The sequence below is a fragment of the Leuconostoc sp. C5 genome, assembly GCF_056530425.1.
Map to the genome: position 1 here is coordinate 999976 of NZ_CP134351.1, position 26036 is coordinate 1026011.

23 protein-coding genes and 3 pseudogenes are annotated in these 26036 nt (G+C 36.5%); 22 read left to right on the plus strand and 4 right to left on the minus strand.

Features of this window, described 5'->3' with window-relative positions; translation table 11 throughout:
• The first annotated feature begins 80 nt into the window (after window positions 1–80).
• From RHP56_RS05010 to RHP56_RS05065, 12 genes and pseudogenes are all read left to right on the plus strand, one after another.
• Window positions 81–842 (plus strand): IS3 family transposase, encoded by a 762-nt coding sequence (locus RHP56_RS05010; RefSeq protein ID WP_115314909.1) that lies wholly within the window; start codon window positions 81–83, stop codon window positions 840–842.
• Between the two features lie 309 nt (window positions 843–1151).
• A pseudogene (locus tag RHP56_RS05015) lies at window positions 1152–1385 on the plus strand (transcriptional regulator); the annotation flags it as partial.
• A 38-nt stretch (window positions 1386–1423) separates the two neighbouring features.
• A complete protein-coding gene (locus RHP56_RS05020) occupies window positions 1424–1546 on the plus strand; it encodes a helix-turn-helix domain-containing protein (RefSeq protein ID WP_235589935.1) in 123 nt (40 codons plus the stop codon).
• Between the two features lie 689 nt (window positions 1547–2235).
• The gene (locus RHP56_RS05025; RefSeq protein WP_011679747.1) at window positions 2236–3588 is read left to right on the plus strand and encodes an SLC45 family MFS transporter; all 1353 of its coding nucleotides are present in this window, start codon (window positions 2236–2238) and stop codon (window positions 3586–3588) included.
• A 94-nt stretch (window positions 3589–3682) separates the two neighbouring features.
• Window positions 3683–5941: a glycoside hydrolase family 65 protein gene (locus RHP56_RS05030; protein WP_011679748.1), complete on the plus strand. Its 2259-nt coding sequence runs from the start codon at window positions 3683–3685 to the stop codon at window positions 5939–5941.
• Window positions 5942–5997: 56 nt separating this feature from the next.
• Window positions 5998–6981: an aldose epimerase family protein gene (locus RHP56_RS05035; protein WP_258983752.1), complete on the plus strand. Its 984-nt coding sequence runs from the start codon at window positions 5998–6000 to the stop codon at window positions 6979–6981.
• Between the two features lie 2 nt (window positions 6982–6983).
• Window positions 6984–7655, plus strand: coding sequence for a beta-phosphoglucomutase (pgmB, locus tag RHP56_RS05040; protein ID WP_011679750.1), 672 nt, complete (start codon window positions 6984–6986; stop codon window positions 7653–7655).
• 474 nt (window positions 7656–8129) lie between these two features.
• Window positions 8130–8255, plus strand: coding sequence for a hypothetical protein (locus tag RHP56_RS05045; RefSeq protein WP_011679751.1), 126 nt, complete (start codon window positions 8130–8132; stop codon window positions 8253–8255).
• 6 nt (window positions 8256–8261) lie between these two features.
• Window positions 8262–8528: a hypothetical protein gene (locus RHP56_RS05050; RefSeq protein WP_011679752.1), complete on the plus strand. Its 267-nt coding sequence runs from the start codon at window positions 8262–8264 to the stop codon at window positions 8526–8528.
• A 174-nt stretch (window positions 8529–8702) separates the two neighbouring features.
• Window positions 8703–9311, plus strand: a complete 609-nt coding sequence (ribB, locus tag RHP56_RS05055; protein WP_258983754.1) for a 3,4-dihydroxy-2-butanone-4-phosphate synthase — start codon at window positions 8703–8705, stop codon at window positions 9309–9311.
• Between the two features lie 18 nt (window positions 9312–9329).
• Window positions 9330–9929: a lysophospholipid acyltransferase family protein gene (locus tag RHP56_RS05060; RefSeq protein WP_011679753.1), complete on the plus strand. Its 600-nt coding sequence runs from the start codon at window positions 9330–9332 to the stop codon at window positions 9927–9929.
• 1546 nt (window positions 9930–11475) lie between these two features.
• Complete coding sequence (locus RHP56_RS05065; RefSeq protein WP_011679755.1) at window positions 11476–11856, plus strand: hypothetical protein; 381 nt, start codon at window positions 11476–11478, stop codon at window positions 11854–11856.
• A 483-nt stretch (window positions 11857–12339) separates the two neighbouring features.
• Here RHP56_RS05065 and RHP56_RS05070 read toward each other — a convergent pair whose 3' ends face one another.
• A complete protein-coding gene (locus RHP56_RS05070; protein ID WP_258983756.1) occupies window positions 12340–13233 on the minus strand; it encodes a LysR family transcriptional regulator in 894 nt (297 codons plus the stop codon).
• Window positions 13234–13375: 142 nt separating this feature from the next.
• Between RHP56_RS05070 and RHP56_RS05075 the strand changes: the two genes are divergently transcribed.
• From RHP56_RS05075 to RHP56_RS05095, 5 genes and pseudogenes are all read left to right on the plus strand, one after another.
• Window positions 13376–15004, plus strand: coding sequence for a malolactic enzyme (locus RHP56_RS05075; RefSeq protein ID WP_011679757.1), 1629 nt, complete (start codon window positions 13376–13378; stop codon window positions 15002–15004).
• Window positions 15005–15020: 16 nt separating this feature from the next.
• Window positions 15021–16283: a 2-hydroxycarboxylate transporter family protein gene (locus tag RHP56_RS05080; protein WP_059442524.1), complete on the plus strand. Its 1263-nt coding sequence runs from the start codon at window positions 15021–15023 to the stop codon at window positions 16281–16283.
• A 791-nt stretch (window positions 16284–17074) separates the two neighbouring features.
• Window positions 17075–17266, plus strand: a pseudogene (locus tag RHP56_RS05085) (excinuclease ABC subunit A); the annotation flags it as partial.
• 66 nt (window positions 17267–17332) lie between these two features.
• Window positions 17333–17575 carry a transposase gene (locus tag RHP56_RS05090; RefSeq protein WP_258983761.1) on the plus strand — a complete coding sequence of 81 codons (243 nt, stop codon included), beginning with the start codon at window positions 17333–17335 and terminating at the stop codon, window positions 17573–17575.
• Window positions 17576–17620: 45 nt separating this feature from the next.
• Entirely contained in the window at window positions 17621–18424 is an 804-nt protein-coding gene (locus RHP56_RS05095; protein ID WP_281446898.1) for an IS3 family transposase, read from the plus strand.
• Window positions 18425–18600: 176 nt separating this feature from the next.
• On the opposite strand, the gene RHP56_RS05100 is transcribed toward RHP56_RS05095, so the two are convergent.
• Entirely contained in the window at window positions 18601–18843 is a 243-nt protein-coding gene (locus tag RHP56_RS05100) for a transposase (RefSeq protein WP_258983761.1), read from the minus strand.
• A gap of 203 nt (window positions 18844–19046) precedes the next feature.
• Between RHP56_RS05100 and RHP56_RS05105 the strand changes: the two genes are divergently transcribed.
• From RHP56_RS05105 to RHP56_RS05125, 5 genes are all read left to right on the plus strand, one after another.
• Window positions 19047–21080, plus strand: coding sequence for a KUP/HAK/KT family potassium transporter (locus RHP56_RS05105; RefSeq protein ID WP_258983767.1), 2034 nt, complete (start codon window positions 19047–19049; stop codon window positions 21078–21080).
• A 119-nt stretch (window positions 21081–21199) separates the two neighbouring features.
• The gene (locus tag RHP56_RS05110) at window positions 21200–21412 is read left to right on the plus strand and encodes a hypothetical protein (RefSeq protein ID WP_041775239.1); all 213 of its coding nucleotides are present in this window, start codon (window positions 21200–21202) and stop codon (window positions 21410–21412) included.
• Between the two features lie 47 nt (window positions 21413–21459).
• Entirely contained in the window at window positions 21460–22251 is a 792-nt protein-coding gene (locus RHP56_RS05115; protein ID WP_258983771.1) for a KxYKxGKxW signal peptide domain-containing protein, read from the plus strand.
• Between the two features lie 489 nt (window positions 22252–22740).
• Entirely contained in the window at window positions 22741–23922 is a 1182-nt protein-coding gene (locus tag RHP56_RS05120; protein WP_011679763.1) for an MrcB family domain-containing protein, read from the plus strand.
• Between the two features lie 51 nt (window positions 23923–23973).
• Window positions 23974–24921, plus strand: coding sequence for a KAP family P-loop NTPase fold protein (locus tag RHP56_RS05125; protein ID WP_258983774.1), 948 nt, complete (start codon window positions 23974–23976; stop codon window positions 24919–24921).
• Here the strand turns inward: RHP56_RS05125 and RHP56_RS05130 are convergent.
• Together RHP56_RS05130 and RHP56_RS05135 are read right to left on the minus strand one after the other, a co-directional pair.
• A pseudogene (locus RHP56_RS05130) lies at window positions 24918–25319 on the minus strand (IS6 family transposase); the annotation flags it as partial. The gene RHP56_RS05125 and the pseudogene RHP56_RS05130 sit on opposite strands and share 4 nt — an antisense overlap.
• Before the next feature lie 210 nt (window positions 25320–25529).
• Entirely contained in the window at window positions 25530–25976 is a 447-nt protein-coding gene (locus tag RHP56_RS05135; protein ID WP_011679766.1) for a ribonuclease H, read from the minus strand.
• Window positions 25977–26036: the final 60 nt, after the last annotated feature.

Sequence of the window (26036 nt, forward strand, 5' to 3'; positions counted from 1 at the left end):
CAACTAACGCAAAATCGCGAGTTAGGACTGGAAATCATTGACCGTTCGCTCGCAATGGGACACCGCATAACAAGCGTTTTATCAGCTTTGAATATAGCTCGAAGCACTATTATCAATGGAAAAATTGGCATCCCAGCCAACAAGAGACGCGTCGCAACGCTCTAAAAACGGCAATCAAAGCCGTCTACAACACCAATCGTGGGATCTATGGCTACCGACGCATCGCCGTATTTTTACGGTTCATTTTGAACACTGAAGTTGGTGATCGTTTGGTTTGGGGGCTCATGAATGAGATGAGCCTTAAATCTCGCATGGTCAGGAAGTCATATAAGAAGCCGACGACGACCACTGACACACCACAAAAGCCCAATCTCATGAAGAATTTGGATGATTTGAGTGGCGTTCTAACGACTGACATCACGTACATCCAGCTGATGAATAGAAACTGGGTTTACCTGGCGACGGTCTATGACCCAGAAAAACGCCGTGTTGTCTCATATGGACTGAGTTCAGAGATGACCAAAGAATTCGCAACATCTGTTGTCGTGAAAGCTCTAAGAGCCAACGGTAAACCAAAGATGATTCACAGCGACATGGGAAGCCAGTACACTTCAAGTCTGTTCGAAGGAACGTTGCAAAACGCTGGGATAGATCAGTCGCGTAAGGGGCATCCTTACGACAACGCACGTATCGAGAGCTTTCATTCGCTCATCAAGCGTGAGCTGATTTATCACGAAGAATACAGAACCATTGATGATGTCAGGTCATCTGTCGAATGGTATGTGAACTGGTACAACAACGAACGTATTAATTCACGCACTGAATGGCTTCAAGCCGCCTAGACCAATGTTTGGTTTCCTTAATCTCGGTTATCGGCACTAGCCGGTACGACGCCGTTTATAAGCCGTCACTTGTGAATTTAAAAAATTCGCCTTGTGAAGGCTTATTTGTTGCACGATACAACTTGTGAAATCCGGCCGGTTCACAATCTATACCACCCGTTTTCTCTCACCGGCAGGGCTAAGCCCTGTTCCACCTACAAAAACACCCAGAACTCACGCCGTTTTAAGCTGAAATCCGGGTTTTGAAAAATTTTCGGAGTCCGGCACCTCTCGGTGCCGAAAAAATCTGTCCATAATCTTGACATCAGCGCCCAAGCTCATTTACCCACACATCCAAAATTTCCAACGATAGCTTTTAATCGTTCTGAATATGCACGACTTGGTGGTAAGGATTTCTATTCAGTTGATGTGTTGCCACGTAGTTTGGGCAGTGAAGCGGTTCGATTATTGTTTAACGATCAGCGCTCTGTCCTGGAGCAAACTAAGGCAACAAGCGTGATTGTGCCGTACCGTTTACCTGAATTTTGTGATGAGACGTGGTGAATTAAAATAATATTGCACGAAAGGCGCATGTCTCAAAAATGACACTTAGCCATGTAATTAATCATCCAGATCAAGTATCACCTGAACTGATGGTGCGAGTACAACATGCAATAAAAAAAAGACCGTTGACTATCTGCCAAATCAAGTCGTACGGTCATTAGCCAACCAACGCCATTATGTCATTCGTTTCTTACTTTTAGAAGATGTTACAACAGTTGAACCGAATTATTGATTCGATTAGCTATAATTTACAACAAAAAGGTTAGACACTGAAAATTAGCTTAGATATTACGGCAGAGACACAATCTATTGACGTGAATAATCGAGCAGGCATTGAATAAACGACTGAATATATGTGCCGGCAGGGATATCGTGATATTTATTATATTGTTTTATCGTTAGATTAGTATTGAACTTAATGCACAATTTCTAATTGCCGACTACGATTATCCGTGCGAGCGATTAGGTTGCACTTGTTGTGCTAAGTGCGGTTCAGCCGAAATTAGACACCCATAAGGCAAGCGTTTGCCTTAATTATTGAAAAAATTGTTGCACAAATTATTTCTTAAATTGAATCAAAAAACGATAGAATTAGGAAATACCAGCATTTCAGCAGCTATAGCTGTTCGATAAACAATAAATTTGCATAATGTTATCGTTAACATTGTGCAAACGCTTCCATTAATTATCCAAATGTTCTATGCTATAAAATATAAACGGTTACATATATTGGTGTTCAGAACATGTTCCTAATTTCTAAAAAAACAGTTTCATCACGAATTGTTCATATAAATGGTGCATGATTAGAGCAAATCAGTTATGTTTCAAAAAAATTTTGGAGGAAGTAATTATGGTAGATAAGAAAAAAGGGCAGGGTTTGCCAAACCTGCCGCTAAGCACCATTTGGATGCTGAGTTTTGGATTTTTGGGCGTGCAGATGGCATTTTCATTGCAGAGTTCCCAAATGGGACGTATTTTTCAGACCTTGGGTGCTGATCCCACTAAGTTAGGATTTTTCTTCATCCTACCACCATTGGCAGGGTTGTTTGTTCAACCACTAGTTGGTTATTTTTCAGATCGCACTTGGACAAAACGCTTTGGTCGTCGAATGCCTTACCTATTGGTTGGCGCTCTTGTGTCAGTTATTGTGATGTTCTTGTTGCCTAATTCAGGTAGTTTTGGTTTTTCAACTACTGCTGGTTTGTGGTTTGGAGCAATCACAATTTTGTTCATGGATTTGAGTTCTAATGTTGCAATGCAACCCTTCAAGATGGTTGTGGGTGACATGGTTAATGAAGACCAAAAGTCATACGCATACTCAATTCAAAGTTTCTTATCTAATACAGGATCTGTGTTGGCAACCATTTTCCCATTCTTGCTGACAGCGATTGGTGTTGCTAACACAGCGCCTAAAGGTCAAGTGCCAGCATCTGTAATTATTTCATTCTATGTTGGTGCGTTAGTCTTAGTTGTCTTTTCACTGATTGCAGTCTTTAACGTGAAAGAATACGATGATGCCACTTATGAGCTATATCATGGCTATGCTTTGAATACACCAAATGATGGTGAAGGTGGCTTCTTGACTTTGTTAAAGCGCGCGCCAAAAACATTTTGGATGGTTACTTTGACTCAGTTCTTCTGCTGGATGGCATTCCAATATTTGTGGACCTACGGTACTGGTGCTGTGGCAGACAATATTTTCCATGCAACTGATCCAACAACGGCTGGTTACCAAAATGGTGGAAACTGGTTTGGTATCATGTCAGCGGTTTATGCTATTGCAGCCGTTGTGTGGTCGTTAGTATTATCAAAGATTCCAGCAAACAAAAACAAAACAGGTTATGCTTTGTCACTATTTTTGGGGGCAATTGGGTTCACATCAGTGTTCTTTATTCATTCACAGTATTTGTTGATTGGCTCATTTATTTTAATCGGTATTTCATGGGCAGGTATGATGGCATACCCATTCATTATGGTAACCAACGCATTACCCGGTGATCACATGGGGACTTATCTAGGATTGTTTAACGGTTCAATTTGCTTGCCACAAATTGTAGCCTCAGTTGCTAGTTTTGCACTATTCCCAGCACTTGGTTCACATTTCCCATCAATGATCTTAGTATCCGGAATCTTAATGTTAATTGGTGCTGTTAGTGTTGGGTTTATCAATGAAATTCACAGTAATCCAGTAGATGCACAATAATGGCTAACGCTTCGGCGTTAATATGTGCGATCGATCGTCGTAGATATTAGCGCTGAAGCTAAGCATTAGAAAAATTGAAGAGGTAGAAAGTCTTATGAAACGAATTTTTGAAGTTGATCCTTGGACAGTTACATCACATGATTTGAATCCCAAAGATAAACGTCTCCAAGAATCTATGACGAGTTTGGGCAACGAATACATGGGCATGCGTGGCATGTTCGAAGAAGTCTATTCCGGTGACACACATCAAGGAATTTACGTTGGTGGTGTTTGGTTCCCAGATAAAACGCGTGTCGGTTGGTGGAAAAATGGTTATCCACTTTACTTTGGAAAAGCTATCAATGCGCTAAACTATGTCAAGGCAGACATTTACGTTGATGGCAATCAAGTTGATTTAGCTAAGAATGATGTGACTGATTTTGAAGTATCATTGGATATGAAAAATGGTGTTTTGAATCGAACATTTACTGTGTTTGGCGTGACGTTTAAAATCACGCGCTTAGTTTCAGCAGCATTGAATGAACTGGCAGATATTCACTATGAGTTGTCATCTGCTGATGGTCAAGCGCACAAAATTCGTTTTGATGCTAGTATTGATGCTGACGTTGTCAATGAAGATTCAAATTATGATGAAAAGTTTTGGCAAGTTTTGGACGCAGGTAATGACACTAATTCATCATTTATCGCTACGCAAACAATTGAAAATCCGTTTGGTGTGCCACAATTTACAGTTGTTGCCCGTCAGAGCTTTGTTGGCGGTGAAAAGCATGGTGTGAACCGCTCTGAAAAAGAAGTGACTGATAACTTTGACATTGAAGTACCAGCTAAAGGTTCAGTTAGTTTTGAAAAGCGCGTGATTGTGACAACTTCGCGTGATTATGATAGCCTAGCTCAAGTGATTAAAGCAGGTGAAACACTAACTGCGGATCTTGCCGCACAAACATACGACGACATATACACAGCACATGCACAAGAATGGGCTAATCGTTGGGAAAAAGCTGATGTTCAAATTGAAGGAGATGATGCGGCGCAGCAAGGTATTCGCTTCAACCTATTCCAGTTATTCTCAACTTACTATGGTAATGATCCACGCTTGAATATCGGACCAAAAGGTTTCACTGGCGAGAAGTACGGTGGTGCCACGTATTGGGACACCGAAGCATTTGCCATTCCTGTTTACCTTGGTGTTGCTGATCCGTCTGTGACCCGTTCATTGCTACAATATCGTTTTGATCAGTTGGATGGTGCATTCCACAATGCCAAAGAACAAGGCTTAAAAGGTGCTTTGTACCCAATGGTGACCTTTGATGGTATTGAGTCACACAACGAGTGGGAAATTACTTTTGAAGAAATTCACCGTAATTCGACAATTGCTTATGCGATTTATAATTATACCAACATCACGGGAGATCACTCATGGCTTGACGGTGATGGCGCACAAGTTTTGTATAATATCGCCCGCTTCTGGGCAGATCGTGTCCACTATTCTGCCCGAAACGATAAGTACATGATTCATGGTGTCACGGGTCCCAACGAGTACGAAAACAATGTTAATAACAATTTCTATACAAATTGGATGGCTAAGTGGGTTTTGCAATACTCACTTGAACACTACGATGAAATTAATGCTGATGAAAAAGCTAAGTTGGCTTTGACAGATGAAGAATTAGCAAAGTGGCAAGAAATTGTTGATAAAATGTATTTGCCAGAGGCTGATGTTGAAACCAAGACAGGTAAAAAGCATATCTTTGTTCAACACGATACATTCTTGGATAAAGATTTGACTCCAATCGCTGATATGCCACAAGATATTCGTCCAATTAACCAAAACTGGTCATGGGATCGCATTTTGCGCTCACCATATATTAAGCAATCTGATACATTACATGCCATGTTCTATTTCCCAGACGCGTTTACAGAAGAAGAAAAGCGTAACAACTTTGAATTCTATGAACCATTGACAGTGCATGAGTCATCATTGTCGCCATCTGTTCACTCAATTTTGGCTGCTGACTTACAAATGGAAGATAAAGCAGTTGAAATGTACGAACGTGCGGCCCGTTTGGACTTAGATAATTATAATAATGATACGTCAGATGGTTTGCATATAACCGCTATGACAGGTTCATGGTTAGCGATTGTGCAAGGATTTGCCGGCATGCGTGTGCGTGATGGTAAACTCCACTTGAAGCCATTCTTGCCAAAGAATTGGACAAAATATGCTTTCCGTTTGGTATTCCGAGGTCATGTTTTGGAAGTGTCAGTTGATGGTCAAGGTGCACATGTTGACTTGATTTCAGGTGAACCATTAGTTATTGACCTATTAGGACAAGATGTCGAATTGACAAAGTAATAAGCCTGATGATGAGCGAGAAATCGCTCATTTGCTGTATAGCAGGAAAGGATATCATGAAAGTAGTAGAGAAGGATTTTGGACAATTACCTGACGGAAAAATCGTGACGGCGTTTACCCTAGAAAATATTAAACACACACAGATTACTGCGATTTCGTACGGAGCAACTTGGCAGTCATTTCCCGTTGAACATGATGGTGTCAAACAAGAATTATTAGTACAATTTAATGATTTAGCCACGTATTTAGATAATCCATTCCATTTTGGAAACACAATTGGTCGCGTTGGTGGCCGATTATCAAAAACTGACTATGATATTAATGGGGCACATTTTACATTAACACCAAATGATCATGACAATGTTTTACATTCTGGCATCAATGGCTTTGATGCGGTTAATTGGCACGGTGAAGCAAGAAATTTGGGTACAGCAGCGGAAATTAATTTCACACGTACTTTTGATGATGAATTCGCCGGACAATTAGCTGCCCAAGTAACCTATCGATTGGACGATGAGGATCGTCTAGATATTATATTTAGTGGCGTTTCAACTGAAAATACATTGTTCAACCCAATGACGCACGTCTACTTTAATTTAGTTGGTAAGGATCAAGATATCAGTCAGCATAAATTACAAATTGCGTCACATCAACATCTTGAAGTTGATAATCACGCGATTCCAACCGGTAACGTGCTTGATAATCAAAATACAAAATTTGATTTTGCGCATTTGCACGCCTTGGGACAAGAGCATTATGATGATGCTTGGGTATTAGATCCAAGCCGTCAAGGGGAAGGTGTAGGACTAACTTCACCCGATGAAAGTTTGACCTTGACAGTGGATTCAGATCGCAATGGTGTTGTTGTATTCACTGCCAATCCTGACGATAGCAGTGACATTAAAACAGCGCTTGCTATTGAGATGCAGACTTTGCCTGATGCGGTTAATCATGAAGGTTTTGGTGATATTGTTTTGCCAGCAAACGAAACAAAAACTTATACCGTAACTTACCAAATTAAAAAAAATGAGGATAAATAAAAATGACTAAATTTTCAGATATTAAAGGTTTTGCCTTTGATTTAGATGGGGTTATTGCTGATACGGCGCGTTTCCATGGCGAAGCTTGGCATCAAACAGCTGATGAGGTTGGCACAACTTGGACACCAGAATTGGCTGAAGGTTTGAAGGGCATCAGTCGCATGGCTTCCTTGCAAATGATTTTGGATGCTGGGGATCATGCCGATGATTTTTCTCAAGCAGATAAAGAAGCATTAGCAGAAAAGAAAAATCATCATTACCAACAACTCATTTCAACATTGACTGAAGATGATATTTTACCTGGCATGAAAGATCTCATTCAATCAGCTAAGGCAGCCGGCTATACAATGTCGGTGGCATCAGCTTCTAAAAACGCACCAATGATTCTAGATCATTTGGGATTGACCAAGTATTTTGTTGGCATTGTTGATCCCGCCACTTTGACAAAGGGAAAACCTGATCCTGAAATCTTCGTTCGTGCTGCGGAAGTCTTACATTTAAATCCAGAAAATGTTATTGGATTGGAAGATTCAGCTGCTGGTATTGTCTCAATCAATGGCGCAGGTGAGACATCACTAGCCATTGGTAACGCAGATGTTTTGTCAGGAGCGGACTTGAATTTTGAGTCTACTTCAGAAGTGACCTTAGCAAATATTGAAGCTAAAATGCAATAGATAACTAAAAAGAGTGTCAGTACATAAAAACACTGACACTCTTTTGTTGTTTTAATTAACATTTGCCACCGTATTGCCCTGCTTGAGTGTGATATCGGTAAAAGTTACGGTATGCGGTGTTGTATGTGATCAACGAGAGCCGTAATAGCTAATTCATCCATCTGTGTAAATTTTTACTGCACAGGTGCTAAAATAGGACGTGCTAATTGGGTTAATTCTGTCCAATCGATGATCACAATTGATAGATTCTCAGAGACAGAAATGCCAACACCTTTTGCACCATTTAGTAATCGAATACTGCTGAGCCAATTGCAGTCGTGAAAGGTTGGGGATTCCCATATATTTTGGAAGCATACAAAACATGAACTGAAGTCCAAGCAGCCATTGCATGGTATATCAATTTTTAAAACCAAAATTCCATCTCAAATGACGTTGACAAGTTGGGAACACATAACTAATTGGTAGAAATGCAAGATGGTAAAAGCTAATCAGTTAGCCAATGCTTTACTGGATGACGTGTTCAAAAGCGATTTGAAAGAAGAATTTATTAGTTTCAAATTATTAGCACAGGAATTTGATGCCTTTAATACCGATGATTAGGGCGTCATGAATAAAAGTCAGCGAAAATGTTCTGACAACAAAGAGGATGAGTTCCGCAAGCGTTTAGCTAATCAGCTTTACAAACATTTGGAACAAATTGAAGATACTTCTTTAAGAGATATTGATAAAAATCTAGTTGAATTGCGAAGGCAATTTAATAAGCAAAATCAACAAAGTAAAGTAAATCAGTCTAAACAAGCGCCTAGCCCCAAGGAAAAAAATTTTGACACATATTCATCAAATAGTAATATGTTGACAAAATCAAAAGATTGATGGCGCAATGCCAATACTTGGGAAAGTTGAACAAGAAAAGGATCAAGTAGATGATGATCACCAAAAATACAGACAATTGTAAATACTCAATGAAATATCAGTATTTCGATAAAAATTATTGATATTTCGGTGTGAATAGAGACAAAAATAAAAGTATGCTTAGGTAGTCAAATAATGGCTGATGTAGAAGAAATTGTTAAATATATGAAAACAGGTGGATTAATCATTCTGGTGGATGATGAAGATAGAGAAAATGAAGGTGATTTAGTTGGCATTGGAGCAAAAATGAGTCCAGAAAATGTAAATTTTATGGTTACACATGCTAGAGGATTACTATGCACTCCTGTTGGAGAGAGTATTACACGCCGTTTAGGTCTTACTCAGATGGTGGCAAATAATACAGAGAGCAATGGAACAAGGTTCACTTTTTCGGTTGATGCTGAGACAGTACATGGCGTTACAACAGGAGTGTCAGCGTTTGATCGTTCAGCAACTATCAGAGTTTTGGCAGATCCATCAAGCACAGAGAAAGATTTTGTTCACTCTGGACATACATTCCCTCTCAAAGCACTTGATGGTGGGTTTGCAGTTCGGAATGGTCATACTAAGGCTGCAGTAGATCTGGCTAAATTAGCAAATGAGGAGCCAGTAGGCGCTATTTGTGAGATTCTAAATGAAGATGGAACAATGGCACGACTACCTCAGTTGCTTACTATGTCCAAAAGGTTTAACTTACCACTACTAAGTATCAAAGAGTTAACCAACTATATGGAAAAAATATAGATGTAGGAGTGTACGTAAATGAGTTTAACAAATACGATTCTTACACAGTTAACAACAAAAACTGTAAGTTTTTTTGTTGGCAACGTAAAAGGTTTAGAGAATCTAAAGTTTAATGGGCCGCGTATAATCATCGCTAATCATAGTAGTTACATGGATCATTTTGTGATTTTATATCTTCTAAAAAAACAAAATCCAAATCAAGCTATTTATTTTTTAACCAAGAAAGAGGCTTTTGAAAAACCATTTTCAAGATGGTGGCATTTATCTTTAAATAGTATATCTGTTGACAGGAGGAAAAACGCCATGTCTTCTATGATGGTTCTAAAAGATAAGCTGATCACTGAAAAGGCAGTCGTTGTCATTTATCCTGAGGGAACTAGAACCCCAACTGGGAATATGTATTTTGGAAAAAATGGCGCAGAAAGTTTATCCTACGTCACGGGAGTTAAAATGATACCAATTGGTATGCATGAAAATTTTGATGTTTTACCTAAGTTTTCAATATTTCCGAATTTTAAAAAGATTAGTGTAGCCGTTGGAAATTCAATCCAAATACCAAAAACCTCCAGAAAATGCTTAGAAGTCAATAAATTGGATTATTTTTATTCAGTTAATTAGGCGACATTTGAAATGCGATTCCGATTATAAAAATTAATATACGACAGCTTTCGGGAATTAACCGGATAAATTTAAATTATGGCAGATTGATAAATATGAAATATTGAATAAGTCATCAAATTTTACAGAAATTCAGTACTATTTTGGCACTTTACAGTCAAAACACTTAAACAGTTAACTTCATTTATAGATATTTGTATTAAAAAGTGATATATACCAATTTAAGTTAACATAAGACTGACTATACAAAGTAACGCAGGGACAGGCTTTCAAGGGCCTGTTTTTTGTTTGTGAAATTGCAAAATTCACAAACTAATTTAAGTACGCATTTTTCTATTTCACAAGCACACATTTTTGACATACTTCACAAGCGACTATGTTTTAGACCAATTGCTGATATTGGAAGCCAAACTAACAATCAAAAAATCATCTACCTGGCTGTCCTTGGGACAGTGTTCGTACGGAAACGTTCCATTCAATTCAATTTAAAATCGTGAAGAGATTTATTTGAAGGCGTACAAAACATAGCCTGACACAAGCAAAAAGTGTTTTCCAATGAAAAAATAAATTTAGCAATCCTAAATTTGCCAATTAAATTATAATTAGGAATTGATAACAACTTAGTTTATAATTATAAAAAAAGCGGGAGTAATTTTGGGAAATATGAAATCACAACGGTAAATGAACTTCTTAAATAAGAGGTGCAGGAAATACCTAAAGGGTAACTGTTTGTCATCGCTTTGATTTGCTCTTATACTAAAAAATAGGATATTTTTATTCAGTCAGTAAAATGAAAGTATAGAAGTATTTTTTATGTCAATTCGTTATTCACAGGATTTTAAAGATTCACTGGTTAATCTTCACAAAAAAACGTTCACTTAAATCAATAGCCGAGGAATTTAGACGTTCAAAGTACTCTATTGCTATTTGTGTCAAACAAGCGACCCTTGTCATGATTAAGGGTCAGTCAAAGACGTTGAAGGATGTCAAAACAATTAGAGAAACGACTTGTTATTTTGGCAAGAAGAAAATTAGATTTTAAAACGAGCGGCCATCTTACTAGACAAAGAATAATCCTTGATGTGAGATAAAAAACAATAAGACAGTATTGGTAGAGGATTCATGAACAAAATGATTCAGGTGAGCTAGAGGGGATATAAAAATGATGATGATTTTACAAAAGTATAGAGTTTTAGTGCGTATTATTGTCTTTATTATTAATATATTAATTTTAGTGATGGCGCTCGTATCTTTTCTGTGGGTCGAAATTAAATTAGATAGCACCTTAACCGATTTAGATATATCATACTTGATTAGCGGATTGACTTTGTTGTTTATTAGTATGAGTTTCAATATTAATTTATATTATCTAACTAAAGAAAAAAGATTTATTTTCGATTGGTTTTTAATATCTTTTGTAATTATTGTTGTTCCGATGCTGTATGTGCTTTTATTTTTGATTATTTAAGGCATTTTGTTTTGACAATGAAATTATTACAGCTAAAAGTTATGTATTTTTAATATGAATAATATGGGAGCCTAATAAGTGAAAAAGATAAATAAAAAGCAAAAATTAATTTTAATTAATAATCAACTAGGAATTAGAGTTATAATGCGCATTATTAATGGGCCGTTACTGTTTTCTATTTCCTTGTATTTAGTTGGAAATGCATTGGCTGTTATTTCATTATCATCATTGTACAAGATAAATCTACCTTTGTTTGCTGGTATTTTGGTTATATTTTTAATGATTGCAGGAATACCGTACATTTTACAATACATTACTAAAAGTGCCATATGGATTCATGATTGGTCAGCAACTTTTATGTATTTTTTTCAGATTCCTAGTATTATCTTTATCATTGTGTTTCAGTTTTCACCTACAGTCATTGGTGAAAGTCTGTTGCAATACTACTTTGGCAAATAACTTCTAATTCTGTATCAAAATTAGAAGTTTTTTGCTTTTGGGGTCTACTTTTTTATAGTTAAAATGGAGTTTCTTAGCAAATACATTGCTAGATTATATTTTTGACAATTACACCGAAAATCATTTTAGTACTTCAAAATTTGATGCATATATTTTCGTTTAATATATTGTAATCATGTAACATTGGGTTATAATTACTGAATAAAAATAGTCCAATTTATTGACTTCTGAACAATATTAGATGGCCTTAATTAACGAATTTGTTTTCAGTATCTATCATGTATATAAATAATTAATTCTTGGAATCTACCATTAACATAATTTCAGAAGAAAAAAGTCAAATATCTTGAAATACTGAACTTTAATTTTATGAGCTAAATAAAAATAGTGCATTTTTCTAGTATATGAGCACACATCTGTCCGTATTTTAAGTACGCTTACTTGGCACTGTTCTGGTTGACGCCGTTCGCGAGCATGTCAGAATTATGTAAGTGAATATTTGGAAAGAATAGTAAGTAGCATCCTTTCTTCTGAGGTCAGTAGATGATTTTTTCTAAACGCTATGCTACCAACAAATTTAGGTTGATGATCATCCTTTATTGATAATGTAATTATGTCTGGCATTGTTGGTTTAACGATATCAGCTAACAAAGCAATACCAAGATCTTCCGAAATCATATTCATTAAAAAATTAATATCGGACGTTTTCATAAAAAATTTTGGTCTGATATTACCTGTACTAGCAAAATAGGCCATAGCTCGATTATGAATAAAACTAGAATCGAGACCAACAAAGTGTTCGGATTTTAAATCAGAAAAAGATAAACTCTCCTTCTGAGAAAGTGGGTTTTTACTAGAGACGTATATTTTAAAATTGGCTTGAACGAAAGGTTCCTGCAATAACTCATTAGTAACGTCACTATCCAATGAGCCTAATAATGCAATGTCAACATCGCCATCTATTAGTGATTTTTTTAATACATTAGATCCAGCTTCAAAAATGTGCATATTTTGGATATTAAATTGCTTATCAAATTCTTTACTAGCCACTGCAATTTTAGCAAAATAGGCACTCTTTAGCATTGGTGGCAAACCAATTGTTGTACTATGTGACTTTAAGTGATTCAGTTCATGCATGGCAGTTTCTATTTCCGTCGTAATCGAATGGGTGTGTCTATATAATTGTTCACCTGCTGGGGTGAATTTTAGTTCATTTTGTGAGTTTCCTCTTATAACTAACTTACTTTGGAAGTGAGATTCTAAGCGCTTTAAAGCAGTGCTAATAGATGGCTGGCTAACATTAAATGTTTGGGCGACTTTGGTAAAACTTTTTTTTGTATATAATTCATTAAAGTATTTGAAATCTTCTGTTTTCATTAGAAACCCCTTTATATCAATGACAATCATGATGTATATAAAATAAATTTATAGTAAATAGCTAGTTTGACTATAAAACAATTGACCATGTATAGTCAAATATGTTGTTAATTAAAATACAAAATTTTTTGGAGGAAATAACATGACTACAACAGGGTATAGCATTTTGCGTAATCCATTTTTAAATAAGGGAACGGCATTTTCTGCAGCTGAGCGTGAGCAATTGGGCTTAACTGGCACATTACCAAGTCAAGTACAAATGATTGAAGAACAAGCAGAACAAGCTTACAAACAATTTCAGGCGAAAAGTCCTTTACTTGAAAAAAGAACATTTCTTATGAATTTGTTTAATGAAAACGTGACATTGTTCTATCACTTGATGGATCAACATGTTTCAGAATTTATGCCAATTGTTTATGATCCTATTGTCGCAGAGTCTATTGAACAATATAATGAAATTTACACTAATCCTCAAAATGCAGCATTTTTGTCAATCGATCATCCAGAAAATATTGAGAGCTCATTGAAGAGTGTCGCTGATGGCAGAGATATAAAGCTAGTTGTTGTGACTGATGCTGAAGGTATATTAGGCATGGGCGATTGGGGTGTCAATGGTGTTGATATTGCCGTTGGTAAATTGATGGTTTACACAGCAGCAGCTGGAATAGACCCGGCAACAGTATTACCAGTAAGCATTGATGCAGGTACGAATAACAAAATATTATTAGAAAATCCTTTGTATTTAGGGAACAAACATGAACGTATTGCTGGTGAAAAGTATCTTGAATTCATAGATAAGTTTGTAACTGCTGAACAAAAATTGTTCCCAGCATCATTATTGCATTGGGAAGATTTTGGACGTTCAAATGCACAAGTAATTTTGGATAAATATAAAGACAGCATTGCCACATTTAACGATGATATTCAAGGAACCGGAATGATTGTTTTGGCAGGAATATTCGGAGCTCTAAATATATCGAAAGAAAAACTAGTTGATCAAAGATTCCTAACGTTCGGTGCCGGTACAGCTGGTATGGGTATTGTTAATCAGATTTTTTCAGAATTAAAACAAGCTGGGTTATCCGATGCAGAGGCTCGCAGCCATTTCTATCTTGTGGATAAGCAAGGATTATTATTTGATGATACTGAAGATTTAACTGAAGCGCAAAAGGCGTTCACACGTTCAAGAAAGGAACTTGTTAACTCTGAACAATTAGACAATTTGGAAGCAGTGGTCAATGAGATACGTCCAACAGTTTTGATTGGTACTTCAACACAGCCAGGTACATTTACGGAAGCAATTGTAAAATCGATGGCACAAAATACAGAACGCCCAATTATTTTTCCTTTGTCAAATCCAACAAAATTAGCTGAAGCAACTGCAGAAAACTTAATTAAATGGACTGATGGAAAAGCTTTGATAGCAACTGGTATTCCTGCAGCGAATGTTACCTACAAAGGAGTGACATATAAAATAGGACAGGGCAATAACGCGTTGATTTATCCTGGTTTAGGCTTTGGTCTTGTTGCCTCAACTGCTAAGCTGTTAACACAAGAAACAATCTCAGCTGCTATTCATGCGTTGGGTGGTCTAGTGGATGCTGATGAACCAGGAGCAGCAGTACTGCCCCCAGTTTCAAATCTTACTGAGTTTTCACAAAAGATTGCTGAAATTACAGCACAAAGTGTTCTAAAGCAGGGACTTAATCGTGAAAAAATTGCCGATCCAAAGCAAGCCGTACAAGATGCTAAATGGTCTGCGGAGTACTAATTAGGACTTAAATAATATGACAAAAATAAAAATCAGTGGTGTCAGCTTGCCGTTGTATATTTTGATGCTGGTCATACTTGGTGTCACAATTTCACTCAACAAGCTGCCACTTAATATGCTTGGTTTAACCTTGTTATTGGTTCTACTTGGTCATCTATTCTACTACATTGGCAATATTTTACCAGTTTTCAAATCATATCTTGGTGGTGGATCCGTTTTCACCATTTTCGCTTCAGCTGCTCTAGCAACAAGTGGCATCATACCTTCAAACGTTGTGAATGCTACTAAGACATTTTTAAATAACCAAGGATTACTAGACTTTTATATCGCCGCCTTAATCGTTGGTGCGATTCTAGGAATGAATCGTAACTTATTGCTTAAAGCGGCTGTCAGATTTATCCCAGTATCATTAGCAGCCATGGTTATAGGATTCTTTGCTGTTGGTCTCGTTGGTATGTTACTGGGACTTGGATTCGGGCATTCCGTAATGTTTGTTTCTATGCCAATGATGGCAGGTGGTATAGGTGCTGGAGCGGTGCCACTTTCGCACATTTATGCTCAAGGTTTAGGTGTCAGTTCCGCCTCAATGTTTTCTCAACTAATACCTGCCGTTACCTTAGGGAATGTTCTTGCCGTTATTGGTGCAGCATTAATTGCAAAAGTTGGAGCAAACACAAAATACGATGGCCATGGTGTTTTATTACCAATCAATGAGGACGAGAAAAGTAAACCAATAAAGAATCTAGACGTTACTCGTATCGGAGTTGGCATGATGCTAGCATTTTCGTTCTTCTTGGTTGGCACAATTTTAAATAGTTTTGTTCCAAAAATTCACGCCTATGCTTTTATTATTATCTTAGTTATTATCGCTAAGGCATTTAATTTGATTCCGGATCAGCTTGAAGAGTCAGTAGTCATGTTTAACAAAATTATAATGGGTAACTTGACACACGCAGTATTGGCTGGCATAGGTTTGGCGTTAATTGACTTGAATGTATTGGAACAATCATTGACTTGGAAATTTGTTCTTCTCACGCTTACGAGTGTCGTTGTAATGGGTGTTGCGAGTGCCGTGATTGGAAAGCTATTTGGGCTTTATCCTGTTGAGTCTGCGATTGCTGCAGGAATGGCGGACAATAGTATGGGCGGCACAGGTAATGTGGCGGTATTATCCGCTTCAAATCGAATGGATATGATTGCTTTCGCTCAAATGGGAAATCGAATGGGGGGCGCAATCGTTCTAATTTTGGGAGGAGTATTAATTCATTTTTTGCACTGAAATACCATAATTAAAAATCATATATAAAATAGCCTCTTCAGCAAGAGGCTATACTCTGAATCGTAATGAAAATTACGATTTTTTTATATATTTAATGTTGTGTTCGAAGGATTAAATCAACATTTAGATATCTAAGAACAAAAAAAATTGGTAGCTTCTTTAAAGAGTTAGAGGACACTATTGGACTTCGTCATTTTATGTTAGATTTGCTCAAAGAACAGAAAAAGGTTTCAAAGCGGTTAAAAATAAGGTTGCCAAAAAAACTTTCACAAAGTCTTTGGAAGCCTTATTTTAATACCTGTTTTTTAAAATTTCACAAGTGTTTGAGTTTTAGACCAATTGCTATTTTAGGGTGTGTTATATTAGTTAAAGCAATCAAGTTAAGACGGTGGCTATCCTGAATGGAGGTGGCGCTTATGGTGTAAACACTATAAACACACATTCTAGGAAAGGAGAGGCCTTGTGTCCATATCGGGCGCGCTACTGGTCATGTTTGCCTTTGGTGGATTCATCATAAGCTTCTGACTTTTGTAGTTTTGTTAATCGAAAAAATTAGCAAAAAAAAATAACCGTCTTATCTTTGGCTGATAACGGTTATTTTTCAAGTAACTAAGATTTAGTCACCGTCGAAACGGGATTGCTAGGAGTCGTAGTTAGCGCTACGGCTCTTTTCTATGTCTTCATTATAGCATAGCTTTTGATTTTGTCACAAATTTAATGTTTTGTTCGCTTGCTTAATCGAACATTTGTTCGTACAATGGACTATACACATTTGTTTTTGGAGGTTGCTGATGGAAAACGTAATCACAACTGAATATGATTATAGCAAAGAAAAGCGTGGCGTGTTCTTTTTAATTGATTCAAAAAGTTTCTACGCCAGTGTTGAGAATGTTGAGCGGGGCTTTAATCCATTAAAGGGCGATTTAGTCGTGATGTCTGAACAAGCGAACACGAATGGTGGTCTAGTCCTAGCGGCGTCGCCTGCTCTTATACTAAAAAAATGGACTATTTTTATTCAGTCCGTAAAATGAAAGTATAGGAGTATTTTTATGTCAATTCGTTATTCACAAGATTTCAAAGATTCATTGGTTAAACTTCACCAAGAAGGCCGTTCACTTAAATCATTAGCAGAAGAATTTGGTCCGTCGAAAGATTCTATGGCTATTTGGGTTAAACAAGCTAACCCAATCATGATCAAGGGTCAGTCAAAGACTTTAAAAGACGTCAAGCAACTAGAGAAGCGCCTCGCTATTTTGGAGGAAGAAAACGAAATTTTATCACGCATAGCCTGACAGGCATTGAGCGGCCATCTTACTAGCCAAAAAATAGTCCGTAATGTGGGATTGCCGCTAGTTAACCAATTTTTAGCACAAGGCTACGCGCTTGTGCGTATTTTAAGTGCACTTAAAATCAAACCTAGTACCTATTACAACTGGCGCCATTGGCAGCCCAGTCGACAAGAAAAGCGTAGAGAATCCCTGAAACCTTATATTTTAGACGTTTGGAAAACCTTTAAATTTTATGGTTATCGTCGTATTGCTGCTTATAGTCAACAAACCGACGGTCCGAAAGTATCTGAGTATATGACACTCAAATTGATGCGTGAATTAGGGATTAAATCCCGCATGCAAAAACATCATCGCAAACCCAAAACTGTTGTGACGGTTGATCAAAAACCCAATCTGATTAGACACTTGCATGATTTGAGCGGTGTTTGGCAAACAGATATCACTTATATTCAGTTGACTAATCACAGATGGGTCTATTTAGCGACCGTTTTGGATCCTGAGAAGAGAAAAGTATTGGACTATAAAATTGGCGATACAATGACAGCCGAGCTAGCCACAAGTGCCTTACAGATGGCGTTAGATAAGCATCGAAAGCCACTCATTATTCATTCAGATATGGGGTCACAATACACGAGTGCTGAGTTTAATATTAAATGCCAAAATTATGGCTTGAAACATTCATATTCACTCAAAGGCCATCCGTACGATAATGGCCGTATGGAAGCGTTTCATTCAATATTGAAGCGTGAAGAGGTGTATCTGAAGGCATACCAAACATTAACTGAAGTCCAAGCAGCCATTGGTTGGTATATCAATTTTTATAATCGCAATCGTATCTCAAATGTTGCCTAAGTAACTGAATAAAAATAGTCCAATTTATTGACTTCTGAGCAATAGGTACTAGGTTTGATTTTAAGTGCACTTAAAATACGCACAAGCGCGTAGCCTTGTGCTAAAAATTGGTTAACTAGCGGCAATCCCACATTACGGACTATTTTTTGGCTAGTAAGATGGCCGCTCAATGCCTGTCAGGCTATGCGTGATAAAATTTCGTTTTCTTCCTCCAAAATAGCGAGGCGCTTCTCTAGTTGCTTGACGTCTTTTAAAGTCTTTGACTGACCCTTGATCATGATTGGGTTAGCTTGTTTAACCCAAATAGCCATAGAATCTTTCGACGGACCAAATTCTTCTGCTAATGATTTAAGTGAACGGCCTTCTTGGTGAAGTTTAACCAATGAATCTTTGAAATCTTGTGAATAACGAATTGACATAAAAATACTCCTATACTTTCATTTTACGGACTGAATAAAAATAGTCCATTTTTTTAGTATAAGAGCAAAAAAAATGCGAAGTTGTTTTGGTAACAAGTTAATTTACATTAAATAAATTAATAATAGAAAAATGATGCAATATTTTTTGTATTGTGCAATAATACTGGTTGAGTTAAAAATAAACAGTATTGGAAGTTATAAAAATGTTAAAAGAAAATCAGTCAAAGTGGTCTTCGGCTGGTGCACTAATTGCAATAGGCATAGTATTTGGTGATATTGGAACTTCGCCACTATATACAATGAATTCTATCTTGAATAGTGCAAAAAGCGCCCATAATCTTGACACTTTTGTTATTGGTTCTGTTTCATTAGTATTTTGGACTTTAATGTTAATTACTACTATTAAGTACGTTATCATAGCTTTGCAAGCTGACAACCATGGTGAGGGTGGTATCTTTGCTCTATACAGCAGAGTTAAAAAACCTAATAAAAAATGGCTATTATTACCAGCTTTAATTGGTGGGGCAGCTTTGTTAGCCGACGGAACATTGACTCCAGCAGTTACAGTTACTACAGCTATAGAGGGCTTAAAGGGGCAAGGGATAGGCGAATTTATTTTTCCAAATAATCAAACCATAGTTTTGTTTGTAGTGACTGTGATTTTATTAATTGTTTTTACATTCCAAAAAGCTGGTACAAAAAAAATCGGAAAAATTTTTGGACCCGTCATGCTTACTTGGTTCTTGTTTATTGGTTTTTTTGGTCTAGTTAACATCTTTAGTGATCTATCAATCCTTAAAGCTCTGTCACCAACATATGCCATTGCTGTTCTATTTAGTCCTGAGAACAAGACTGGAATTTTTATTTTAGGAAGCGTTTTTTTAGCTACTACTGGTGCTGAAGCGCTATATTCTGACATGGGTCATGTTGGTAAGCATAACATTTATGTTAGTTGGATTTTTGTCTACACCATGCTAATCCTGAATTACATGGGACAGGGTGCCTGGATTATGTCTCATGCTAATCAAGAAAATCTGTTGATGCAATCGTCTAATCCATTTTTCGAGATTTTACCAAGTGGGTGGCGGATTTTTGGAGTGGTAATGGCCGCTTTAGCAGCAATCATTGCTTCTCAAGCTCTCATTTCTGGGGCATACACTTTAGTCAGTGAAGCCATTAATTTAAAGGTCATTCCTCGTTTGCGTACTTTTTACCCTAGTGAAGCAAGAGGGCAAATGTACATTGGTACTGTGAACTGGCTACTATGCATTATAGGTTTGATTATTGTATGGGCATTCCAAACTTCTCATAACATGGAAGCTGCTTATGGACTTTCAATCACAATAACAATGCTGATGACAACGTTGTTACTGTATCAATTTATTAAGCAAGAAATGAAAAATAAAATTTTGGCTTTCTTTTTTGTGGTCATCTTTGGAATGATTGAAACCGTATTTTTGATAGCAAGTCTTGGTAAATTTTTACATGGTGGTTATGCAACATTGATTATAATGGTTGCTATTTTAAGCGTTATGATGATTTGGTTTTATGGTAATAAACGTCGTGAGGCCATATCTCAACAAAATGATTATCTTTCTTTAAAAGATTACAGAAAACAACTTATTAATTTGTCGAAAGATAATGAAGAGCCAATCTTTGCTTCGAATTTAGTTTATATTGTAAATATTCATCAAAACTACATGCTAAAAAGAAACATCATATACTCTATTCTAGGCTCAAAACCTAAAAGAGCTGAAACATACTGGTTTGTTACTTTACGCTCATCAAACGATCCGTATGAAAAAAGCTATTCAGTCGATATGTTGGGTACTAACAATATCGTACATGTTACGTTAAACATTGGATTTAAAGTTGAACCACAAGTCAACATGTACATGAAGCAAATTGCCAATAATCTTGTTAAACAAAATATTATAAAACCACAGTTTCCTAAATATACGCTTAATAAGCGAGGAACTGTTGGAGAATTTAAGTATATTATGGCGAATCAAAATTATGAAGATTTACTTAATCTACCAGACATTCATACTTGGGACCGCTTTATTATATCTGGTAGATTATGGCTGCAATCACATACTGTTAAACCAAGTAGTTTTTATGGGCTAGAAGTGAGTGATGTACTGGAAGAAACAGTGCCATTATTTATTAAAGATTCAAACAAAAGTAAAATTAAACTTATTCAAAATGAGGTTAAAAATGTCATCAAGCCTGAATAAAATTAAAATCAAATTTTATTAATTTGAGTTAGTGGCTGGGCTGACAGGATTGCTGTTCAGTAAATTTAATAGAAAGGTTAAAAGGCTGATTAAATAATCAGTCTTTTTTAGTTGTTACAATGACACAAAAAATGATTTATTTTAGCTTTATGTTTGGGGTTTGGCTCGTCTATATTGGGTCTATGCTCCCTATATTTTTACTCTTTATGAGTTTGGGTCAATCACTACATGTCGCTATGATAGTTGCCAGTGTTTTGACTTTTTTATTTATTATCGTTCAACGAACCTTTAGAGGTTTACATTTAATCAATCAAGTACAAAAGAATATTTGAGAGAAAGGGTAGGCTACTAAATTAGTAGCCTTTTTTATTTAAAAATTATGCAAAATTCAAAAACGTATAAATTATACAAATCTGGTAAGCTCTGGGTTGTTGGGGCGGTTGCAGTAGCTGGTGTTGCTGTGAGTGCTAACACTACACAAGTCAGTGCCGATACGGTTTCAAATGCTGATGCACAAGCTGTTAAAACTACTGATGCCACGCAAAATGACAAGCAAGCTCAATTAACTGCTTCATCAACTGATACAGCTACGGACAAAGCGACAACTGATGATCCCACTAAATCTGCGACCGTTTCTTCAACTGCTGAAAAATGCACAGTGCCAACAACTGCTGGTACAAGTGTCACGCAAGACCAAGCATCTGATGCAGTTGATAAGGCACAAGATACAGTAAAAGATGATGCTAAAACTGCATCTAATGCTGGTGTTGATGTCACAACTGGTAAAACAACTGATGTCACAATCAGTGATGACGACGCTTCATCAAAAACAGATGAGGTTTTATCTGATTTGAATAAGCAAGACCAAGCTGTTAAAGATGCCACGGCAAAACAACAAGCAAACGATCAGGCTTATCAAACGGCAACTACTGAAAAAACTGATGCCACTAAGCAAGGTCAAGCAGATTTGGACAATGCCACATCAGACCTTGATAAACAAGTTGATACTACTGAAAAAGCTGGTATTAAGGTAAACGTTGAAGTCGCACAATCTTCACCTGAATATAAGGACTTGTCTGGATTAGAGGGTCAAGATTTGTTAGACGCAATGGCCTTAAAGTATAAACTTATAAGCATAAGGTGTGAAACAGGAGTTGAAATACTTCTGTAACATTCCTTGTGCTTATTCTTTTTGTCAAATACAAATAATTAATAAGAAAGTATTAACATTGAAAATAAGCACAAAAAACACAACTAGATTTACTAGCTGTGTTTCAGTACATTGAAAACTAAATATACTCTTGATTGATAAAATAATGCCTTCGACAACGTTATTAATGAGAATCAAAATTTAAAGTTATTTTCAATAACCTAATTTTATATGATTATCAACGATCAATCAAGCGCAGGTACAGAGAGAAAAGTCTGGTACTGTGTTGAAGAAAATCATAAGACCGATGAGATGAGCACTTATAGTGGCATATAAGTTGCGCCTAAGGCTTATGTCGTGGAATATCATAGGTGAGTGAAAAACTAAAAAATAAAAAGTGAGTTAGTTAATAAAAAGAATGATATGAAACGTGCTATTTATTTGAATGTCTCTATTATTACAAAACATATTGTTCTACAATATTCATAAAGTATATTATGGGGAAAATAGATGACAATACGTGACATATTAGAGAAAATTCTAAATAACTATTTACAAGAAAAAGACAAGTCTTTCAAAAATAACGAATTTGCTAGACTTTTGAGAAGTGGATTAAAAGAGGCAGTAAGTGATGATTTTCTAGCTGGAAATATCAGAACAAAGGGATCAGCAGGGAAAGGGAATTGGGCTACAGTTCCATGGATTGGTTTATTTGATGCAGCTATATCTACTTCTGCAACAAAAGGATTTGATATTGTTTACTTGTTTTCACCAGATATGAGTAGTGTTTATTTATCACTGAATCAAGGGTGGACCTTCTTTAATGATACGTACGGTAGAAATGAAAAAAACAACATTAGCAAAGTTTCAAGATATTGGCAAAGTACACTAGCTAATAGAACAGATCGTATGACAACTGAACCTATTGATCTAACTAGTTCTTTACAAAATAAAAATAACTTAGTATCAGGTTATGAATTAGGAAATATTTTTAGTATCAAATATGATAGTGATAATTTACCCGATAACGATCAACTACTAATTGACTTAAAAGATATGTTGTTTTGTTTAAATGAAATTAAAGCTGATTTAATTAATGAAAAAAATCTTCAGCAAAATATTGACTATATACTATCATTAGATTTGAACTTGAATCCATTGTTGAATAACAATAACATTAAAAAAATAGCTAAAAAAATACCAAAAATCGAGCTGACAGAAACTGACTCAAAAGTAAAAGAACCAGATAAAAAAGGCCGTACAATTGATTACGATGCACTCCAGAAACAGAACTCAATGATTGGATTTTTGGGCGAGGAAATTGTTTTGAAGTACGAAAAGAATATATTAAGTAATGTTCCTGATTTATCCCAAAGAATTGAACACGTTTCCCAAACTAAAGGAGACGGCTTAGGGTATGATATTCTTTCTTTTGATAGCCAAGGAAATGAAATTTTTATTGAAGTAAAGACCACTACTCAAGGCAAAAACACACCATTTTATATGACTAGCAACGAAGTGAATTTTGCAAACAAGCATCCTGATAATTATTTCCTATATAGAGTATATAATTTCGGTAATTTAGTAGAAATGAATAATATTGAATTCTTTAAAATAGCTGGCAGCCAAATGAAGAATATTGATTTGCAACCAGTAAGCTTTATGGCAAGTGCCAATTATATTGGTAGTTAATTTACGCAATATTGATATAACAAAATACATTTAATGTTAGATGAGGAAAAAATGTTCAATCCTGATGTTCCAATTAAATCATCCAATGATGATCTACTCGACAGAAAACAATTTGCTAAGCAGCTAGCTCGATCAATTTTAGATTATAAGCAGAGTGATAGTTTTAACATTGGCCTGTACGGCAAATGGGGATCTGGTAAAACTTCTGTGTTAAACATGACAGTGGAATACTTATTAGATTTAAGTAAAAATGATGTAAACAAACCGGAAATTATTAGGTTCAATCCTTGGATGTTTACGGACGAAAGCCAATTAATTAATCAATTTTTCAAGCAACTTTCAAGCAATTTTATAGGAAAAAAAGATAAAAAGAAATTAGGAGATCAATTACAAATATTAGGTGATGTTTTGGGATTAACAACGTTTGTCCCAGGAGTAGGGATTCTAGGTACAGCTGCCTCTAAATTACTAAATATTTTCGGAAAAACATTATCAAATAGTGCGCTAAATAAAAATATACAGAAAATTAAAGATGATTTAGTTTCTGAAATTAAAAAAATCAATATAAAATTTATTATTTTAATTGATGATATTGATCGGTTGTCAACTATCGATATCCAAAGTGTTTTTAAATTAGTCCAGTCTATTGCCGATTTTCCTAATACCATTTACTTATTAGCTTTTGATTATGATATTGTAACTCGTGCTCTTGAAGAAGTTCAAAAAGATAATGGAGAAAGTTATTTAGAAAAAATAATACAAACACCTTTTAATCTACCTGTAATTAGTGAAGTAAAAATAACGCAAATTTTTATTAGTGAATTGAATAAGATATTTAAAAACATACCAGAAGATAAGTTTGATACTAATGCTTGGGCAGAACTTCTACATGGGAGCATAAGTTATTATCTTCAATCATTAAGAGATTTAGCGAGATTAAATAACACTATCGGATCTGGTGCAAACAGTGTGAGAGATGACCATCTAACCAGCTATTGATCAGTGACTAATCGATCAGGCCGACCATTGGTCGTCAAGAGACGCTTCAAAAAGTGATAGGATGCGGTATAATCGCGGTGTTTTCGTAGCTCAAAATCCATGGTCAAACCGTTACTGTCAATAGCGCGATACAAATAGGCCCAACGGCCTTTAACTCGAATATAGGTCTCATCGATTCGCCAACTTTTAGCGTGAGCTGTTTGATGCCGACGCCATAGAGCCTTAAAGATGGGGCCATAGTGATGAACCCAACGCATGACCGTGGTGTGATGAACAGTGATACCCCGATCCCGAAGCAATTCAACGATGTCACGATAGCTGAGACTGAATCTGAAATAGTAGCCAACGGCTACTAAGATGATGTCCTTTTGAAAGTGGCGTCCCTTAAAGTGATTCATGCGCGCAATCCCTCGTTTCTTGGCACCCAGTATACTAAAATCAAGTCAGCGAGGAAAATTTGCACCAGAACCGAAATAAGCTATATGTAGAATTTGTTGCGATATCGTAACAGTAGTTATGAAGAAATTAATTCAACTAAATAAGCCGACCGTCAAGTATACGATCGGCTTATTTATGTCCAAAATGACTGACAGGAAATGAGTTCGATTTTATAGCTTCGTCATCACCGCCGTTAGCGTAGTCGTTGCGGTGGTCATCGCGGGATCGTCCACGGGGTGGTAGGTGATGGTGAGGTTGGGAAATTCTTCGATAATGGGAATCAGCGTTTGCCATTGGGGTAGGTCTGGTTGGTCGGCTTCGGGAACGTCCCAGTTGTTTTGCTGCCAGCTTAAATAACGTTGTTCGCTAATAACCGCCGCCACTTGTTCAGTTGTGGTGTGAATATGAACGGGTAAATCATGACGTTTCAACGTGGCGAGTGCGGTGGTCAGAGCACTCAAAGCCAGTGAAGTTTCGGTATGTCCGTAGCCACCGTCGTTTAGCGCCTTTTGATGGTCAGCATATCTCAGAATGACGACCCAGGCAGCGGGGGTTGTTGCGGTGATGTTGGTCGATTGGTGGTTGGTACTTGCAAGGTAAAGATGAATCGTAGCCATTGTTGGGGCCTCCTTAGTGGTAATGATAATCCATTGAGTGGTTCATCTAATAGCTTTGTA

Bases quoted from the DNA above. Each gene is read 5' to 3' on its own strand.
- RHP56_RS05020 (WP_235589935.1), top strand. From the start codon at position 1,424: ATGACACTTAGCCATGTAATTAATCATCCAGATCAAGTATCACCTGAA.
- RHP56_RS05025 (WP_011679747.1), top strand. From the start codon at position 2,236: ATGGTAGATAAGAAAAAAGGGCAGGGTTTGCCAAACCTGCCGCTAAGC.
- RHP56_RS05030 (WP_011679748.1), top strand. From the start codon at position 3,683: ATGAAACGAATTTTTGAAGTTGATCCTTGGACAGTTACATCACATGAT.
- RHP56_RS05035 (WP_258983752.1), top strand. From the start codon at position 5,998: ATGAAAGTAGTAGAGAAGGATTTTGGACAATTACCTGACGGAAAAATC.
- pgmB (WP_011679750.1), top strand. From the start codon at position 6,984: ATGACTAAATTTTCAGATATTAAAGGTTTTGCCTTTGATTTAGATGGG.
- RHP56_RS05045 (WP_011679751.1), top strand. From the start codon at position 8,130: ATGGTAAAAGCTAATCAGTTAGCCAATGCTTTACTGGATGACGTGTTC.
- RHP56_RS05050 (WP_011679752.1), top strand. From the start codon at position 8,262: ATGAATAAAAGTCAGCGAAAATGTTCTGACAACAAAGAGGATGAGTTC.
- ribB (WP_258983754.1), top strand. From the start codon at position 8,703: ATGGCTGATGTAGAAGAAATTGTTAAATATATGAAAACAGGTGGATTA.
- RHP56_RS05060 (WP_011679753.1), top strand. From the start codon at position 9,330: ATGAGTTTAACAAATACGATTCTTACACAGTTAACAACAAAAACTGTA.
- RHP56_RS05070 (WP_258983756.1), bottom strand. From the start codon at position 13,233: ATGAAAACAGAAGATTTCAAATACTTTAATGAATTATATACAAAAAAA.
- RHP56_RS05075 (WP_011679757.1), top strand. From the start codon at position 13,376: ATGACTACAACAGGGTATAGCATTTTGCGTAATCCATTTTTAAATAAG.
- RHP56_RS05080 (WP_059442524.1), top strand. From the start codon at position 15,021: ATGACAAAAATAAAAATCAGTGGTGTCAGCTTGCCGTTGTATATTTTG.
- RHP56_RS05090 (WP_258983761.1), top strand. From the start codon at position 17,333: ATGTCAATTCGTTATTCACAAGATTTCAAAGATTCATTGGTTAAACTT.
- RHP56_RS05100 (WP_258983761.1), bottom strand. From the start codon at position 18,843: ATGTCAATTCGTTATTCACAAGATTTCAAAGATTCATTGGTTAAACTT.
- RHP56_RS05105 (WP_258983767.1), top strand. From the start codon at position 19,047: ATGTTAAAAGAAAATCAGTCAAAGTGGTCTTCGGCTGGTGCACTAATT.
- RHP56_RS05110 (WP_041775239.1), top strand. From the start codon at position 21,200: ATGACACAAAAAATGATTTATTTTAGCTTTATGTTTGGGGTTTGGCTC.
- RHP56_RS05115 (WP_258983771.1), top strand. From the start codon at position 21,460: ATGCAAAATTCAAAAACGTATAAATTATACAAATCTGGTAAGCTCTGG.
- RHP56_RS05120 (WP_011679763.1), top strand. From the start codon at position 22,741: ATGACAATACGTGACATATTAGAGAAAATTCTAAATAACTATTTACAA.
- RHP56_RS05125 (WP_258983774.1), top strand. From the start codon at position 23,974: ATGTTCAATCCTGATGTTCCAATTAAATCATCCAATGATGATCTACTC.
- RHP56_RS05135 (WP_011679766.1), bottom strand. From the start codon at position 25,976: ATGGCTACGATTCATCTTTACCTTGCAAGTACCAACCACCAATCGACC.